Source organism: Streptomyces sp. CNZ301 (assembly GCF_004217425.1).
On sequence record NZ_SHLG01000002.1, the window covers coordinates 509,049 to 526,134 of the forward strand.

Below are 17,086 nucleotides of genomic sequence, written 5' to 3' on the forward strand. Positions count from 1 at the left end.
GCAGTCCGCCTCTCAATTCCCGCCGCGAAGAATGGAGTTGCCTTCGTGCGTGGCCGGTCCGGAGCCGGAGGCCGCCTCGAGGTCGAGCCGGCCGCTCTGCCCGTAGAAGGCGACGGGGTTGCGCCACAGCACCTTGTCGACCTCGTCGTCGCTGAAGCCGGCGTCGAGCATGGCGTCGCCCACGGCGCGGGTCTTGAGCGGGTCGCTGCGGCCCCAGTCGGCGGCGGAGTTGACCAGGACGCGGTCCGTGCCGTGCAGTCGCAGCAGCCGCACCATGCGGATCTCGTCCATCTTGGTGTCGGGGTAGATGGAGAAGCCCAACCAGCAGCCGGACGAGGCCGCTTCGTCCACCGTCGCCTCGTTCAGGTGGTCGAGCACGACACGCTCCGGCGGCAGGGCGGACTCGCCGAGCACGTCGAGCGTGCGCCGCAGTCCCGCGGCCTTGTCGCGGTGCGGGGTGTGCACGAGGGCGGGCAGGCCGTGGTCGGCGGCGAGTTGGAGCTGTGCGGCCAGCGCGGTGTCCTCGGCGGACGTCATCGAGTCGTAGCCGATCTCGCCCACGGCGACGACGCCGTCCTTGACGAGGTAGCGGGGCAGTTCGTCGAGGACGGGCACGCAGCGGGGGTCGCCGGCCTCCTTGGGGTTGAGGGCGATGGTGCAGTGGTGGGCGATGCCGTGCTGGGCGGCCCGGAAGGGCTCCCAGCCCAGGAGGGAGTCGAAGTAGTCGTAGAAGGACTGGGGCGAAGTGCGGGGCTGGCCCAGCCAGAAGGACGGTTCGACGAGGGCGCGCACGCCCGCCTCGTACATGGCGGTGTAGTCGTCGGTGGTCCGCGAGGTCATATGGATGTGCGGGTCGAAGATGCGCATCAGATCTCCTCGGGCGGGTGCGCGGGGGCGGGGTCCTCCGGTGCTCCGGCGGTGGCGGGCGGGCCGTCGCCCGGCGGGCCCGTCAGGGCGAGGGCGCGGTGCAGGTCCGCCGGTACGGGGCGGCCGGCGGCGGTGCGTTCATGGGCGAAGTCGCTGAGCATCCGGGCCAGTTCGGCGTCGCCGCGTGCTCGGCGTGCCAGGCCGGCGACCGCGTCGAGGGGGACCGAGGTGAACAGGCACTTCAGCACCGCGTGCCGCCAGCCGTGGGGGTCGAGATGTGCTGCCGCGTACGGGCCGACGGCGGCGGCGACGAGGGTGGTGTCGTTGGCGCGCAGCGCGTCCTCGACCAGCGGCAGCGCCTCCGGCGCGGCACCCGCGGGCAGAAGGGGCAACGCGCGCAGCACGGCGGCGCGTTCGGCGGCCGTGCCCTGCCGGTACAGACGGGTGAGGGTGTCCGTGCCGGCGTCCGCCGCGTGCAGGAGGAGGACGCGGGCGTCGCCTGCGGCGGTGCGTCCGCAGTGGCGTCCCGCGGAGGAGAAGTGCAGCTCCCAGGTGGCGTTCCCGGGTGCGCGCCCCGCCTCGGCCGGTGCCTCGGCTGCGTCGGCGAGCGCCTCTGCCAGCCAGGCGCGGCCGGTGGCGTCCAGTTGGTGCTCCAGCCGCTCCCGGATGTCCTGGAGCGTGGGGTGTTCGTGCGCGTCGGGAAGCCGGGGTGGAGCGGGGGGAGGGGGGTCGTGAGGGATGCGGGCGTTCAGCATGGTGCGGCTCCTCTCTCCGTCTCGGGCAGGGGCCGTTCCGCCGCTCCCCCGGGGCCGGCCGGGCCGCCGCCGCGGGCCGCCCGGGCCTCGGCCTGCCGGAGGAAGCGGATGGCGTCGCGGGCGCAGTCGGGCCCGGCGTGCGAGTGGCGGGGCAGTTCGACGGTGACGAGCCCCCCGTAGCGCGCCTCGCGCAGCGCGGCGAGGACCGGCGGCACGTCCAACTCGCCTTCACCGAACGGGAGATGTTCGTGGACACCCCGCCGCATGTCCTCGATCTGCACATGCCTCAGCCAGGGCGCCGCGGCCCGGACGCACTCGTGCGGCGGCTCGGGCTCCAGGCACAGGCAGTGCCCGACGTCCAGGGTCACACCGAGGCCTTCGGGCTCGCCGAGGCTGGAGCGCAGCCGGTGGAATGCCGCCAAGTCGTCCAGCAGATGCCCCGGTTCGGGCTCGACCGCCAGTGCCACGCCCGCGGCCTGCGCTGCCGCGAGCAGCGCGCCGACGCCGTCCACGAAGCGGGGCCAGCCGGTGTGCGCGTCCACGCCGTCCGGCAGTGTGCCGCTGAAGAAGTGCAGGGCGTGCGCGCCGAGATCGGCGGCGACACGTACGGCCTTCAGCAGCAACTCCAGGCGCGCGGCCCGCGCTTCGGGATCGGGGTCCAGGAGGGTGGGGTGGTGCTTGCGGCGCGGGTCGAGCACGTAGCGGGCCCCGGTCTCGACGGTCGCGGACAGCCCGTGCCGCCTCAGCGTCCTGCCCACGGCGGCCGTCCGCCGAGCCAGGTCCGGTGCGAGCGGGTCGAGATGCATGTGGTCGAGAGTGAGTCCCACGCCGTCGTAGCCGAGGTCCGCGAGGAGAGCGAGGGCGTCCGCGAGCCTCAGATCGGCGAGGCCGTTGGTGCCGTACGCGTAGCGCAGGCCGGAGCTTCGCTGCTGCCGGGCGGTCCCGGTTCCTGTCCCGGCTGGGGTCCCGCTCATGTGGGGCTGACCTTCCGTGAGACCCGCGCCGCCGACGGCAGCAGGGCGAGCACCAGGGCCGCCGCGCCGGGCCGCCCCGCACGCGCGCCCAGCGCCGCCTGGAGCGGGATCGTGGCGCGTATCCCGCCTCCGACGGCGCGCTGAAGCAGCGGCGGCGAGGGGTTGAGGACCGCATGGGCGAGGGGGCGGGCGGCGGTGACCGCATAGGCTGCGGCCATCACGGCACGGGCCCGGCCCGTCGTCCTGCCGCGCGCGGGCCCGAGGGCTCCGCCGGCGACGGCGGCGACCGCTCCGACGGCGCCCAGCGCGGCGAGGGGCACCGCCGGTGACGCGCCGAGCGTCTCCCGGCGCGAGAGAGCGGTCACGGCGAAGGTGTGGGCCGCGAGCAGTCCGGCGGCCCGCAGCACCTCCCCCGTGCGCCCTCGCGTGCCGGGGTGCGCGGCGTTGGCCGCAGTGGTGGGCACGGTGATGGTCGCACTGGTGGGCACGGTGGCCGCCGCGCCCATGACGAGGTCGAGTCCGCGGGCGGCCGACATCGCGGCCGGACCGAACGGCGTGTGCTTGAGCCGCAGGTCGTAGGCCCAGACCGTGCCGGCGAGCGCGGTGGCCGTGAGCAGTGCTCCGCGGCCCGCCGCGGCGGCCAGGCCCAGTCCCGCGGCCGTCAGCGCCACCCCGGCCGCCAGTGCCCGTGCGGGGGTGATGCGTCCGGACGGGAGCGGGCGCCCGGGGCGTTCGACCGCGTCGATGTGCCGGTCCGAGTAGTCGTTGAGAGCCATGCCGGCCTCGTACAGGAACAGCGACGAGCCGGCCGCCAGGACCGTACCGCGGTTCGGCCGGTGTCCGGCTGCCGCGGCGCCCGCGATCGCGTCGCCGGGAACCGTGAACAGGGCCGATACGCGCAGCAGTTCGGCCCAGGCGGCAGCGGCGGAGCCACCGCGCCCGGGCGGCGCCGCTCGGCCCGTCGCGCCTCCGCCCGTCGTGCGTCCACGCGTCCCGTGTCCAGGCGTCCCGCGCCCGCCGCTCACGCGGCCGCCCGCAACCGGCCGGCCAGGGCAAGCAGTTCGTGCCACTGACCCGGCAGATCGGCCGGGCCGCTGTCGGGGTCCTTGAAGTAGAACCCGAGCCCGTCCACCGCTCCCTCGACGCCGGCCTCGTGGGCGCGCGCCACAATGCGCGCGAGGTCGAGGACGAGGGGTGCCGCGAGCGCCGAGTCGCAGCCCTGCCAGACGGTCTGGAGGATCATGCGGGAGCCGAGGAAGCCGTCGAAGGCGACGTGGTCCCACGCCGTCTTCCAGTCCCCCAGCGCCGGGACGTCGTCGATGTGCAGCTGCCCCTCCGGAAGTCCGCCCAGATTGTCGGCGAGAACGCGCTCCTTGCCGGCGTTCTTCGCGGCGGCGGCACCGGGATCGGCCAGGGCGGCGCCGTCGCCCCCGCCGAGGAGGTTGGTGCCCGACCACGCGCGCACCGGCAGCGCGCGCTGCGCGAACATCGGCGCGAGCACGGAACGCAGCAGCGTCTGACCGGTCTTGCCGTCGCGGCCCGCGTGCGGCAGCCCGCGGCGGCGGGCTTCCCCCCGCAGCCGTGGATGGTGCAGGCCCGTGGACGGCGTGAAGTTCACATACGGGCAGCCGGCGCGGAGCGCGGCGGCCGCGTAGCGGGAGCTGGGCGGCAGCGCGGGGTCGTCGCTGCCGGAACTGCCTTCCGTGGAGGCCACGTTGACGACGACCGTGCGGGCGAGGGCGTTCTCGCGGGTGAAGGCCGTGATGTCGGCGGCGAAGGCTTCGATCAGTTCGTCCTCGCCGCGCGGGTCCTCCCCCTCGGCGCCGGAGGGCCTGAGGGGACCGCCGGTGGGGGGACCGCCGGGACGTATGCAGGCGTCGGCTGCGGCGAGCCCGTCGTGCACGGCCGCGGGGAGGCCGTGCGGGAGGACCCCGCCCGCGACGAGCTGTTCGGCGCGCTTGGGCAGCGGGCACGACGTGGTGTCGTGGCCGCCGAAGACCAGCCGCCCCAGCGGGGGCAGGCCGCTTCCGGCGAAGGCTGCGGTCTCGGTGACCATGCCTGTGGGCGGGTGCATTCCGGAGGCGAGAGCGGCGCAGCCCGCGACGGCGGTCGTGGCGACGGAGCCGCGTGCTCCGATGAGCCACACGCCGGTGCGGGCGCCGTCCGGGGTGACGTCGGGCTGGGTCGGGTTGTCTTCGGTCACGGCCTGCCTCCGCTGTGAGGGGGTGTACGGGTGGACCGGGTCTCGCGGTGTCGCGGGTGGTGCGGGTGTCGCGCGGGTGTGTCGTGGTGAGGGGGTGCCGAACAGGGCCGCGCGGCCCCGGAGTTGCACCGGAACTGCACGGCCGGGACCGTGACGCCGCACGGGCGGGAACCGTCACCGGACCCGGCCGGGCTGAGCTCGGGCCCGTTGCCGGTGCCGTACCGGTGCCGTACCGGTGCCGTACCGGTGCCGTACCGGTGCCGTACCGGTGCCGTACCGGTGCCGTTCCGGTTCGGTTCGGTTCGGTGCGGTTCGGTGATGTGCCCGGTGCGGCTCCCGGGCCGGGTGCCGCACCGCTCACGGCTGGGGCGGCGGGGAGGAGTCGGCGTTCTCCTCGCCCGCCGCCTGCCGGTGCCCGCGGCCCCCCTCGGACCGGCGGACACCGTGTTGACGGACCGCCGGCTGCGGTCCGTCATCCGGCGTGTGCCGGACGGCGGTTCACGTCGGGGTCACCTTCGGGCGCGGCCCCGCCCGCCGCCGGGCGGCTGGGCGCGGCCGGGCCCCCGGCTCAGTGCCGTCCTCCCTGCCGGCTCGTGCCGCCCGCCGCGGGTTCCAGTTGGCGCAGCCTGATGTCGCGGAAGGCCACTTCGTCGTCGTCACCGTGGTTCTGCAGGCCGATGTGGCCGTCGGTGAGGCTGCGGGCGGGGTCGGTGTTGGTGAAGTCGTTGATGCGGGTGCCGTTGAGCCAGACCTGGAGTCGTTCGCCCTCGACGCGGATCTCGTAGGTGTTCCACTCCCCCGGCGGGTTGAGCGCCGCGTCACGGGCCTCCAGGTCGGCCGACTGGAATCCGTAGACCGAACCGGTCGTCTTCTCCGGCACGTCCGTCGCGTCGATCTGGATCTCGTAACCCTTGTCGACCGCGGACCACGGGTCGTCGGAGGCCGGGAAGCCCACGAAGACACCGGAGTTGTCGTCCCCGGCCATCTTCCAGTCGAACTTCAGGGAATAGCTGCCCTTCAGCTCCGTCCCGTGCCACAACAGGCCCATTCCGCCGACGGTGTTGAGCGTTCCGTCTCCGCTCTCCTCGAAGTGTCCGGGCCCGGCCTGCTTCCACTCGCCCAGCCCGGTGCCGCTGTCGTAGACGGCCCTGTAGCCGTTCTCCGGACGGCAGTCGGCCTGCGCGGCGCCGGTCGCCCACCGCACGCCGCCGAGCAGATGCGTGCGGAAGGCGTCGTCCGCGAAGGACTCCTTGGTGTGCCCGCCGCCGGTGTAGAAGGCCCGGCCGCCGCCGTACTCGTGGCACCAGGCGATGGGGTGGTCGCCGCCCATGTTGCCGCCCGTGTACGAGCCCTCGTCAAGGGCCGCGAGGACGTGGACGTCCTCACGCGGGTTGGAGCGGTAGTTGTACCACTCGTCGGTGCGCTCCCAGGCCGTGCCCAGATGGGCGGTGGCGGGGTTTGCCCTGTCCTCGACGTCGACCGTGGCGGGCTGGATCTGCGGGTGCGAGTCGAACCAGGCGCCCACGAGCCCCCCGTACCACGGCCAGTCGTACTCCGTGTCGGCCGCGGCGTGCACGCCGACGTAACCTCCTCCGTCCGCGATGTAGCCCTCGAACGCGGCCTGTTGTGACTTGTCGAGTACGTCGCCCGTCGTCGAGAGAAAGACCACCGCGTCATAGGCGGCGAGGCGTCCCGGGGTGAAGACGCGCGCGTCCTCCGTGGCGTCGACCGTGAAGCCGTGCTGTTCACCAAGGTTCCGCAGCGCCTCGATCCCGTCGGGTATGGAGTCGTGGCGGAAGCCGGCCGTGCGGGAGAAGACCAGCACGGATTCGCCGTCGCGCGGCGGCTTCTGCGGCGCCGCAGCCTGCACCGGCACCGCTGCCGACGCGGCCAGCAGCAGCGCCGAGGCCGCGGTGACGGCGGCACGAGCGGTGCGTGTTCCGCGTGTTCCGCGTGTTCCGCGTGTTCCGCGTGTTCCGCCTGTTCCGCACGTTCGGTGTGATCTGCGTGTTCGTGTTCGTTTCATCTGCTCTCCTCCTCTCAACCGGTGGTGACCTTGAAGCTGTCCAGGTCGAACAGGTCGCCCGCGCCGCCCTTGAAGACCAGGAAGAGCTTCCCGGTGCCCTGCGGTGCGTTCTCGACGGCGGTGGTCACATCCCGCCAGCCGTCTCCGGTGCCGGCCTCTGCCGTGCCGAGCAGGGTGCCGTCCGGCGCTCCCGCCCGCACCTCGACGGCGCCGCCCGCGCTGCCGCCGCCCTTGACGCGGGCGGACAACTCCGTGACGTGCTCGGTGACATACGGGTCGAAGGCGATCCACTGGCCGTTCTCCACTCCGGTCACCGCACGTCCGCCTTCGGCGCCTTCCGCGTCGGCGACGGTGACGCCGTCGGCCGAGGAGGTGAAGTGCTCGGCCTGCCGGTGCTCGGGCTGGAGGATGCTCTGGTCGTGACCGGTCAGCGGGTCCTGGCCGCCGCCTCCGCCGTCGGTGTACTTCGCGTCGAAGACCCCGAAGATGTCGGCGTTCGGGTCGTGTTCGCCGTCCGCGCTGGTCTTGATGGTGCCGGAGCAGCCCTTGGCCGAGGTGATCGGATGGCCGTGGCTGTCGTGGCCGAGCACGTAACTGACCTCGACCTTGGAGCAGTCGATCTCGCCGTCCTCCGGGTCGGTCACCTCGACCTTGAAGGGCACCTCGTCACCGAAGCCGAACGGCTGCCCGTCGGCGGGCAGTTGCAGCTCCACGGTCGGCGCGGTGTTCCCCACGGTGACGATGACGCTCGCGCTTCCGGTGCGGCCGCCGGGGTCGGTGGCGGTCACCGTCGCGGAGTACGTGCCGTTCTCGGTGTAGGTGTGCGTCGGGTCCGCCTCGTCGGAAGTGCCGCCGTCACCGAAGTCCCAGCTGAAGCTGAGCTCGTCCCCGTCGGCGTCGCTGCTGCCCTCGGAGGAGAAGGCGACTTCCAGCGGCGCCTGTCCGCTGGTCCTGTCCGACGTGGCCTCCGCGACGGGACTGTGGCCGTCGGTGGCGTTCTCGATGCGGTACACCGCCGAGTTCTCGTCGCCGTTGAAGAAGCCGGTGCCGTAGTCGAGCACGTACAGCGCTCCGTCCGGGCCGAACTCCATGTCCATCACCTGCGTCCCGGCCCAGGGGAAGTCGTTGATGGAGGTGACGGTGCCGTCCTTCTGCTGCTCGATCCGCTTGAGCCACTGCCGCCCGAACTCGCCGGCGAAGAAGTCCCCGTCGTACTCCTTCGGGAACTTCACATCCGAGTCGAGGTTCTTGTCGTAGCGGTAGACGGGGCCGCCCATGGGCGACTCGGAACCGTCGCCGAACTCCGGCACGGACGCGCCGTCGTAGGGGATCCAGGCCGCCTGCGCGGGCGGCAGCTCGGTGAGGCCGGTGTTGTTGGGCGAGTCGTTCTTCGGGGCGTCGCAGTCGAACTTCTCGCCGGACTCGCCGCTGCCGAAGTCGTAGTCGGTGAAGGCATCGTTGTCGCCGGTGCAGTACGGCCAGCCGTAGTTCCCCGCCTCGGTGACGCGCGCGAACTCCACCTGCCCTGCGGGACCACGGGCCGGGTCGGCAGTGCCGGCGTCGGGACCGTAGTCGCCGACGTAGACGATGCCCGTGGGCTTGTCGACGCTCATGCGGAACGGGTTGCGGAAGCCCATCGCGAAGATCTCGGGGCGCGTCTTCTCGGTGCCCGGCTCGAAGAGGTTGCCGTCCGGGATGTCGTAGGAGCCGTCGTCCTTCACCTTGATGCGGAGGATCTTGCCGCGCAGGTCGTTGGTGTTGCCGGAGCTGCGCTGGGCGTCGAACGCCGGGTTGCGGTCGGCCCGTTCGTCGATCGGTGTGTAGCCGTCGGACTGGAACGGGTTGGTGTCGTCGCCGGTGGACAGCAGCAGGTTGCCGTCGTTGTCGAAGGCGATGTCGCCGCCGACGTGGCAGCACAGGCCACGGCTGGCGGGTACTTCGAGGATCGTCTTCTCGCTGTCCATGTCGAGGGTGCCGTCCTCGGACAGCACGTAGCGGGAGAGCCGGTTGACGCCGTCGAAGGGCTTGAAGTCGTCCGGGTTGCCCGTCTCGGGAGCGTCGCCCTCGGGGGTGTTCAGGGGCGGCGCGTAGTAGAGGTAGACGAAGCGGTTGTCGGCGAAGTCCGGGTCGGCGCCGATGCCTTGGAGCCCTTCCTCGTCGTGGCTGTAGACGGGGATCTGCCCGGCCACCTTCGTGGAACCACCCGCGTCGGTGAGGCGCAGCGTGCCGTCGCGCGAGGTGTGCAGCACGGACCGGTCCGGCAGCACCGTGAAGGTCATGGGCTCGCCGGTCTCGGCAACTCCCTTGGCGAGAGTGACCTGTTGGAAGTCGGCGGCCTCGGGCTTGGCGTCCGCACCGTGGGGCGGTGCCGCCGAGGCCGGTGCGGCGCCGAGTGTGAGGCCGCCGGCGACCAGGACGCCGGAGACGAGAAGGGCGATGCGGGAGCGGAACACGCCGCGCCTCCGCCGGGTGCGGGGCGGCGAGTGACGCTGTCGTGGGTGTCTGTCAGGTCCGGAGGGCAGGAATGGGAAACGGGTGATCCTGTGCACGCGACTCCTCCTGAGAGGGAGAACGGTTGGTGACGTGGGTGTCGTTGACCGCTTGAGCTGGCACAGGCGCGCGCCGTCGCGCCGCAGTGGTGGTTGTCCGGGCAGGACCGTGGTGTTCGGTGATGCGTCGGAGTCGGGGGCTTACGGGAAGGTGCGGGAGCCGTACGAACTACGAGGGGGAACGCGGCTCATGTCCGTTGCACCACAGGACGGTAGCCATCTTCGTCCCATTCGGAAACCCCTTTGGCAACGGATAAGTTGGCTTCATCCACGATGTGGACAAAGTGTGAGGGGGCGTGAACGGGCGGGCAGTGACGCCCCGTTGAGACCTGCGGCGAGATGGGACGCCGGGACCGCGTGGCCCCTCGCATCCCCTGAACCAGGTCGCCGGCTCGTGCTCGCGAGCCTGCGAGCCGTGTACGGGCGCCGGCGGTGGGCAGCCGGAGTGACGTTCCGTGACCACGCGTGAGTTCAGAGTGCGCAGCACGCGGCGCGGAACTCGCGAGGGCGGCCGGATGGCGGACTGCATGGCCGGGGACACGTCCGCCGACGAAGGGCACGACTCCGCGAACAGCTGTGCCGACCGGAGACTTCGGACAGCCCCAAGGCCTTCGGCGAAGTACTGAAGCCGTTCCGCAAGCGGGCGAGGCTCTGTCAGGAGGAGTTCCGCCTCTGGTGCGCTATTCACAGCCGACCGTCGCCTCGGTCGAGCAGGGCCGGCGCTTTCCGCAGCCGGAGTTCGTGGAACGCACCGAAGAGGTGCTGGACGCGTTCGGAACCCTGCGGGGCGCAGCCCGGCACCTCTCCCGGCAGCCGGGCCTGGCGAGCTGGTTCCGGCAGGTGGAACTATGCAGCCACAGGTCTTCATGGGAGCGAAGACCCACACCTCAGAGACGCAGCAAGTCCCTGAAGCGAATCAACCATTCACAAGCTCACGGTGAATCCTGGAAGGTCATACTCTGCGAAAGCTTCAACACTCAACACGGGTGAGTCGTCGATCAACTGCGCGCCACACATATAGCGTGGCCCCGGCGCCCGCATGTACAAGACGTCGGCATCCCGAAACGCATCCTCCGTCCGGCACAGAATTGCCGCGTCTGCCGCCTTATAGCTGACCATTGTGTATCGATGGCGGCCGATTGGTGTCTCCGCTATCGCCTTCAAGTCCACGTCATCACCCCCCTCCAGGGAGACGAATACATGTCGCAATTCTGACCAGTCGATCTTGCTGGGGAGCCAGGGAAGTGAGTCCAAGTACCGGTGGAAGGCCACCGAATAGTGACTTTCCACCACGTAACTTTCATGACTGGCCATCCATTCCTGGATGTGGGGATGCTCCGTGTATGACACAGCCAAAATCCTATGTATGAGGGAAATGCTCGAGCGCTGCATAGTAAGCATCGGAAGGGTCAGATGAACGAATCACATTCGCCCCATACTCCCATCCATCGCTCCGCTTTGGGCCGTTCTTGACCCACCAGTTTACGTGGAACCCCTTGTCGGGATCCTTTGGGTCAAGATCAATTCTCCATCCCCTCATGCCGTCCGGGCTTTGCATGCCCGTCACCCGGCCTTTGTGCGGGCCAATCTCTTGAACGAACGGAACTGCGTCATCACCTAGACCAGCGCGCGCACGGGCAGCCGCCCGTGCGTCATTCAAATTGTCGAAGTGCGCCACCTGTTCTTTGCACCCCGCCAGCCCCAGCGGGTCCGCCCACGTGTGCGGGTTGTGCACGTACGTGACCGGGTTGGGGGCCGGGTCGAGGCCCAGGGGGTCCTGGGAGAGGTAGCGGGCCGTGGTGGGGTCGTAGTGGCGGTGGAAGTTGTAGTGCAGGCCCGTCTCCGGGTCGGCGTACTGGCCGGGGAAACGCAGCGGTGTGTAGGCCGTGGCGTCCGCGTTCCACGTCGTCGTGCCCCACAGGGTGCTGCGCGTGCGCCAGGCGATGCCGCCGCTCTCGTCGAGGAGCTCGGACGGGGCACCCACCAGGTCCGTGGCGATCGCGAAGAACCGCGAGTCGATCTCGGCCTGGGTCGTCTCGTTCGTGATGCGCTCGGTCTGCGTCAACGGCCGCAGACCGTCGTGGTCCCAGGTGAGGGTGACGGGATCGGGCAGGTTCGGAGCGGTGCTCGTCTGCTCGACCAGTGTGGTGCCGTCCCAGGTGAAGTCGACCTGCTCCAGCACCTGCTCGCCGTCACCGTGACCGTCGCCGCCGCCGAGCCGCTGCTTGGCGATACGCCGGCCCAGCGGGTCGTACAGGTACCGCCACCGCGTGCCGTCCGGCGTCGTCACCGACGTCAGACGGTCCTCGCCGTCCCACGAATAGCGCCAGGTGTCCGGCTTCTTCGACAGCCGCGACTTCTGCCGCAGCACCGCACGCCCCGCCTCGTCGTACTCGTAGCGGATCGACCCCGCCGTCAGCAGCTTCGTACCGCTGTAGCTGCGCTCACCCCGCGCGTCCGAACCGGCGTGGCCCCGTCCAGGGCGACACCCCACCCAGGGGCACCCAAGTCGCTCGCCAGTGCTCCTCGCCGCTTCTTCAGCCGCCTCGACAAGTCGTCGGGACCTTAAGGGCTCTGCAGTATCGGCAACTCACTGGCGCTACTGGGCTTTCCTCGACGATGCCCAGAGGGCGACCACAGAGAGCCTGCGCGTCATCACTGAGGGGGCGGGCATCCTGGTCACACACACGCTAGTCACGAGGATCATCCAAAGCCAGGCATCGACCGAGGCAAAGCATCGGGGACTTCCACGGGAGGCGAAACCGAGCCGCCAGCTCTGGAGACGAGGATCGCGCATACCTCAAGAACACCTTGGAGCATTTCACGGAATGCGAAGTTGTTCGTCCTTCGCACAGCACTCGAAAGCGAAGACGTGAACTCAGAGAATTTCGCAGCGTCGATGTGACACTCGTCTTCAATGATGGGTTCGACGCCTGACTCCACTCCCAGGACCTGCGAGACGAGCTCGACCTGCCCCACGAAAATCTTGCCCACCTGATTGGCAGGATTCCACACATCTTTTCCGGAAATAGTCACGTAGCAGCTCACGAAGCCCACCTTACTCGAACTTCCGTGCCGGGGTTATTCGCCTTCCACTGCCCGATTGCCTGCTCCACAGCTGCCTTGAACTCTGGGGTCGCCCCGGGGGTGGTGAAGTCCATGCCGAGTTTGGCATTCTGCCACCCTTCCAGGTGTGCCCGGGCCTCCACATATGAGTCAAGCTTCTTGAATACGTGCTTCTCGACCCATCGTTCCGTGTTGATACGCGGGTCCTGACCGGTAGCCTGCTTCTCCTCCCACAGAGTGTCCCCCTCCACCCGGTCGATGTCCGTGACCGTTTTCGACCAGTCGTTGGGATCGTCAACTACGTAGTTTGTGTCACCGTCGACGGGCGGCCTCTCCCTGTTGGTCATCCCGTCGGCCGGGTCGCACTTAGCGAGCCCCAACGGATCTGCCCAGGCAAGCGGATTCTGGACCCAGGCCATCGGATTCGGTGCCGGTCCGAGCCCGATTGGATCAGCGCTCATGTAACGGGCAGTTGCTGGGTCGTAGTGGCGGTTCAGGTTGTAGTTGAGTCCAGTCTCCGGGTCGGCGTACTGGCCGGGGTGGCGCAGCGGCGTGTGAGCGGTGGCGCCATGAGCAACTGCTGTGGTGCCCCATAGGGTGCTGCGTGTGCGCCATGCCAGCTCGCCTCGCGCGGAGACGAGTTCCTTGGGCGTACCGACAAGGTCGGTGACGATCGCGAAGAAACGCGTGTCGACGGCTTGTTGGGTGTCAGGGTCGTAAGCCCGCTCCGCTTGGGCGAGTGGGGTAAGTCCGTTGTACTCCCAGGTAAGCGCTACCGACCGCGTCGCCCCCACGGCCGTGGCCTGCTCAAGAAGCTGGTTTCCGTCCCAGGTGAACACAGTCTCCTCGACCACTCGGCCGTTGGTGTCAAGCCTCTGTTTGGCACTGCGGCGACCCAAGGGGTCGTAGCGATAGGTCCAGATGGTGCCGTCGGGCGTAGTACACGAGGTCAGCCGGTCCTCGGCGTCCCAGACGTAGCGCCACACATCAGGTTTGCGGGAGAGGCGGGCCTTTCGACGCTCGATGACCCGACCGGCTTCGTCGTGGACGTATGTCCAGCGCCCGGCCCTGGCCAGGCGCATGCCGGCGTACTCTCGAGCGCCAGCGGCTTCCTCGCTGTGTGCATGAGGCCAAGTCGCGTGCGTGATGTTGCCAGCGACGTCGTAAGTGTAGGTCTCAGTCCAATTCTCTCCGGTCACCTGAGTGATACGCCCGAGGCGGTCGAGGCGGAAGCGACGGGCGCCGTTGAGGTAGTCGGTGAGGCTGGCAAGGTGGCCGTCGGCGCGGTACTCGTAGTTGCGCTGCTGCACAGTTCCTAGACCAGAGCCATCGACGACCGAGTCGGACGTCACAATCTGGCCGATGAGACGCCCAGTCGTGTCCCAAGAGTTCGCCCAGGTCACTGCATCGTCCAGGCGGCGTTCGACCTCACGGCCCGCGGCGTCGAAGGCAGAGGCGAGTGTGTGCCCTTCCAGGTCGATGCCCACTCTGTTGCCTGCCGGGTCGTACGCGTAGGCCGTGACGGTCCCGGCCGGTGTAGTGCGGCGAATGGTGCGTCCGAGCTCATCGCGGTCGAAATTGAGGACCCGGCCCTCGTACATCTCCGTGCGGAGACGCCCCATTCGGTCGCGCTGGAGAACCAGTTCCGATTCCGATGTGGCGGCGGAGAGCAGGCGCCCGGCCGGGTCATAGGTGTACGCGGTCTCGTCGCCGTCGACATTCTTGCTCGTAATGCGACCTAGCTCGTCACGCTTGTACCTGACGGACTGCCCCAGCATGTTGGACCGCATGCTCAGACGGCCTGCGTCATCGTGCCAGTAGTGCAGGGAGCGGCCGTCAAAGTCGGCTTCGCCGACAACCAGACCGGTGGGGTCGTACTCATATTCCCAGGTCAGGCCTTGGGGGTTGGTGACCCGTCGCAACCGCAGTTCGGTGTCGTAAGTGAAGACGTGCCGGGAGCCGTCAGGCTCGGTGCGGGCTGCCAGGAGGTCGAAGTGTGTGTACTCGTACTTCGTGACGCTGCCGACCTGGTCGGTGTACAGGAGAAGGTTGCCTTCACCGTCCCACTCCCAGCTTTCCGTTGCGCCGCACGGACGTGTGCGGCGAGCTAGCTTCCCTCCAGTCGTCCAAGTCAGTTCCGTGGTGTTACCCAGCGCATCAGTCACGGCAACAGGCCGGCCGAACGCATCACGACGGTAGACGGTTGCGGCTCCGAGAGGGTCGACCACCCTCCTCGGCAGACCCGCAGAGTTGCACTCCACCCACGTGACTTGGCCGAGCGGATCCGTGACCGAGGCCAAGCGGCCATGACTGTCGTACGCCAGGGCGGTGGTGGTGCCGTCCGGACGGACGGTGCCGACAAGTCGGCCGGCCTCGTCGTAGGAGCGTTGGGTGACGGCGCCGTCCGGGTCACGTAGTTCGACGAGGTTGCCCTGCTCGTCGTATGCCACGGAGGCTGTGGTGCCATCCGGTCGTTCAACTTCAAACAGGCGGCCCACGTCGTCATAGCGGTAGGCCACCGTCGCGCCGAGCGGATCCGTCACCGTCAGCGGCCGGTGCTCGTCGTCGTACGTCGTGCGGGTGGTGCGGCCGGCGCGGTCGGTCTCGGCGACGATCCGCAGCTGGGCGTCGACGGTGAACAGGGAGGTGTGGCCGAGGGAGTCGGTGACCCGGGTCGTGGTGCATCCGGGTTCGCTGCTGTCCAGGCCGTACTCGAAGCGGGACTTGAGGTGTCCGGCTTCGCCCTCGTGGTGGATGCAGCGGTCCTCGTCGTCGTAGACGTACGAGAACGAACTGTCGTTGCTGTCGGTCCACTTGACGATGCGGCCGCGTTCGTCCACCTCGTAGCGGGTGGCACGGTCCTCGGAGTCGGCCACGGAGGTGAGGAAGCCGCGCTCGCCGTAGGCGTAGGAACGCAGCCGCACCGGCCCCTCGGGGGTGCTCAGCGACAGCGCCGTGATGCGTCCCGCGTCGCAGGTGAACAGCAGCTCGTAGCCGCCGGAGTGGGTCATGGAGTGCGGCTGTCCCAGGTCCCACTCGACGGAGATCCAGTTGCCCTGCGCGTCGGAGACGGAAGCGAGCCTGGCGATGCCGTCCCCGCCCGGTTCCACACCGGCGGGCGCTTCGAAGGTGCGGGTGATCCGCTCGACCGGGTCGTGGAGGATGTACGAGCCGTCCGGGTGACGCTCCAGCGTCCACGGCACTCCCTTGACCGGAGTGACGGGCAGGTCCGGCGCCGGATGCGGATAGGCGCGCACGCTGCCGTCGGCGGCGACGTGCACGACACCTTCGGCGTCGGCCTCCAGGCGCTCGTCGATGGTGGAGGCCCAAGCCGGCCCGAACCAGCCGCCGTTGCGGTAGGCGGACTCGAAGGTGCGGTTGAAGGCGAACGGGAAGGTGCCCGGCAGGCTGACGTCGGTCTGCGGCAGGACCATCCGCCCGGTGGCCATGTCCACGGGCTCGTTGCGCAGCACCTTGCACTTCAGGTCCCGCGCGAGGTCGCTGATGCGCTCCTTGACCGACTTGCGGGCGGCCTGCTTCGCGCCCTGCTCGGCGGCTTCCTTGCCGCCGGCCTTCAGGGCGCCCTTGAGGCCTCCCTTGGCGGCGCCGCCGGCGCCCTTGCCGCCGATGAGGTCGACGGCGACTTTCCCGATGGCCTCGGCGGGGTCGCTCCAGTTCTGGTTCTTGACGATGCCGACGAGGCGTTCGGGGTGGGCGACGGTGGAGGCCAGGCCGGTGGCGACGCCGTTGACGTTCTGCATGTACTGGCCGGGGTGGGTCAGGTTGTACGGATCCTGGGGGTTGAGCATCCGTACCAGGCCGACCGTCTCGCCCAGGCCCTTCAGCGCCCCACCGACCAAGTGCACGCTGTTGAGCGCCATGCCCTCGGACATGGATTTGAAGGCCAGCTTGGCCATGTCCCAGGCGCCGGGCAGCTTCGGGGCCTGCTCGACGAGCCCCTTCATGGCGTCCTTCGCGCGGCGCGCGGCATCGTCGCGCTGATGCCTGGCCTCGCCGACCATGTGCTGGGCCCGGTCCAGTCCGGCCTTGCCCGGGTCCTGGAACGGCGGCGGCTTCGGGCCGGCGTCCTGACCGGAGTCGTTCTTGCGGTTCCACTCGTCGGCCTTGGCGTTGTAGTCGTCAACTGCCTTGTCGGAGGCGGCCTTCGATTTCTTGTACAGGGCGATGGCCTCCTTGGCCTCGCCCTGAGCCCACTGCACGGTGGACGCGTACTGGACCATCTGCTTCGCGGCGGCCTCGCACGCGTCGGCTGCCTGCAGCCAGAACTTCGGCTGCGGCTGGAACTCGGAGCGGAACGCCTCCCCGGCCTCGCCTTCCCAGCCGTGCACGTCCAGGCGCTTGAGGCCGGTGCCGAGCTTGTCGAACGCCTTGTAGAAGTCCCGCAGATGCTCGGCCCGGTCGGTCAGCTTCTCCACGTCGCCGTGGATGATCTCCTTCGGGTCCTCCGTCTCCCCCAGCTGCCGCTCGGCGACGTCGGCACCGAGCTTGTCCGCCGTCCACTCGCCGGCGTCCCGTACGCCCTCGGCCGCGCCTTCCAGCCCCACGCTCTCAAGGCCGTCGGCGGCCTTGCCGCCGGCCCACTCGACTCCGTCGCCGACCGCTTCGAACGCGTCCCCCAGACCCAC

10 protein-coding genes and 2 pseudogenes are annotated in these 17,086 nt (G+C 69.8%); 1 reads left to right on the plus strand and 11 read right to left on the minus strand.

Annotated features, from left to right (window positions below; all coding sequences use genetic code 11):
- Positions 1-12: 12 nt before the first annotated feature.
- From EV375_RS26455 to EV375_RS26485, 7 genes are all read right to left on the minus strand, one after another.
- A complete protein-coding gene (locus EV375_RS26455) occupies positions 13-867 on the minus strand; it encodes a TatD family hydrolase (RefSeq protein WP_130302450.1) in 855 nt (284 codons plus the stop codon).
- Complete coding sequence (locus EV375_RS26460) at positions 867-1,622, minus strand: EboA domain-containing protein (RefSeq protein ID WP_207228473.1); 756 nt, start codon at positions 1,620-1,622, stop codon at positions 867-869. The genes EV375_RS26455 and EV375_RS26460 overlap by 1 nt, the downstream gene beginning before the upstream one ends.
- Entirely contained in the window at positions 1,616-2,596 is a 981-nt protein-coding gene (locus EV375_RS26465; RefSeq protein WP_130302451.1) for a sugar phosphate isomerase/epimerase family protein, read from the minus strand. Before EV375_RS26465 ends, EV375_RS26460 begins: the two co-directional genes overlap by 7 nt.
- Positions 2,593-3,621 carry an SCO3242 family prenyltransferase gene (locus EV375_RS26470; protein ID WP_207228475.1) on the minus strand — a complete coding sequence of 343 codons (1,029 nt, stop codon included), beginning with the start codon at positions 3,619-3,621 and terminating at the stop codon, positions 2,593-2,595. Before EV375_RS26470 ends, EV375_RS26465 begins: the two co-directional genes overlap by 4 nt.
- A complete protein-coding gene (locus tag EV375_RS26475; protein WP_130302453.1) occupies positions 3,618-4,799 on the minus strand; it encodes an inositol-3-phosphate synthase in 1,182 nt (393 codons plus the stop codon). Before EV375_RS26475 ends, EV375_RS26470 begins: the two co-directional genes overlap by 4 nt.
- Before the next feature lie 568 nt (positions 4,800-5,367).
- Positions 5,368-6,825, minus strand: a complete 1,458-nt coding sequence (locus EV375_RS26480; protein ID WP_130302454.1) for a ThuA domain-containing protein — start codon at positions 6,823-6,825, stop codon at positions 5,368-5,370.
- Between the two features lie 14 nt (positions 6,826-6,839).
- On the minus strand, positions 6,840-9,263 hold the full coding sequence (locus tag EV375_RS26485; RefSeq protein WP_130302897.1) for a PQQ-dependent sugar dehydrogenase: 2,424 nt from the start codon (positions 9,261-9,263) through the stop codon (positions 6,840-6,842).
- A 634-nt stretch (positions 9,264-9,897) separates the two neighbouring features.
- Between EV375_RS26485 and EV375_RS29995 the strand changes: the two are divergent.
- Positions 9,898-10,214 (plus strand): annotated as a pseudogene (locus EV375_RS29995) (helix-turn-helix domain-containing protein); the annotation flags it as partial.
- A gap of 84 nt (positions 10,215-10,298) precedes the next feature.
- On the opposite strand, the gene EV375_RS26495 reads toward EV375_RS29995, so the two are convergent.
- From EV375_RS26495 to EV375_RS26510, 4 genes and pseudogenes are all read right to left on the minus strand, one after another.
- Positions 10,299-10,724: a hypothetical protein gene (locus EV375_RS26495; protein WP_130302455.1), complete on the minus strand. Its 426-nt coding sequence runs from the start codon at positions 10,722-10,724 to the stop codon at positions 10,299-10,301.
- Between the two features lie 334 nt (positions 10,725-11,058).
- Positions 11,059-11,844, minus strand: a pseudogene (locus EV375_RS26500) (RHS repeat-associated core domain-containing protein); the annotation flags it as partial.
- Positions 11,845-12,077: 233 nt separating this feature from the next.
- The gene (locus tag EV375_RS26505; RefSeq protein WP_130302457.1) at positions 12,078-12,422 is read right to left on the minus strand and encodes a DUF6086 family protein; all 345 of its coding nucleotides are present in this window, start codon (positions 12,420-12,422) and stop codon (positions 12,078-12,080) included.
- Positions 12,419-17,086: an RHS repeat domain-containing protein gene (locus EV375_RS26510; RefSeq protein ID WP_130302458.1), complete on the minus strand. Its 4,668-nt coding sequence runs from the start codon at positions 17,084-17,086 to the stop codon at positions 12,419-12,421. Before EV375_RS26510 ends, EV375_RS26505 begins: the two co-directional genes overlap by 4 nt.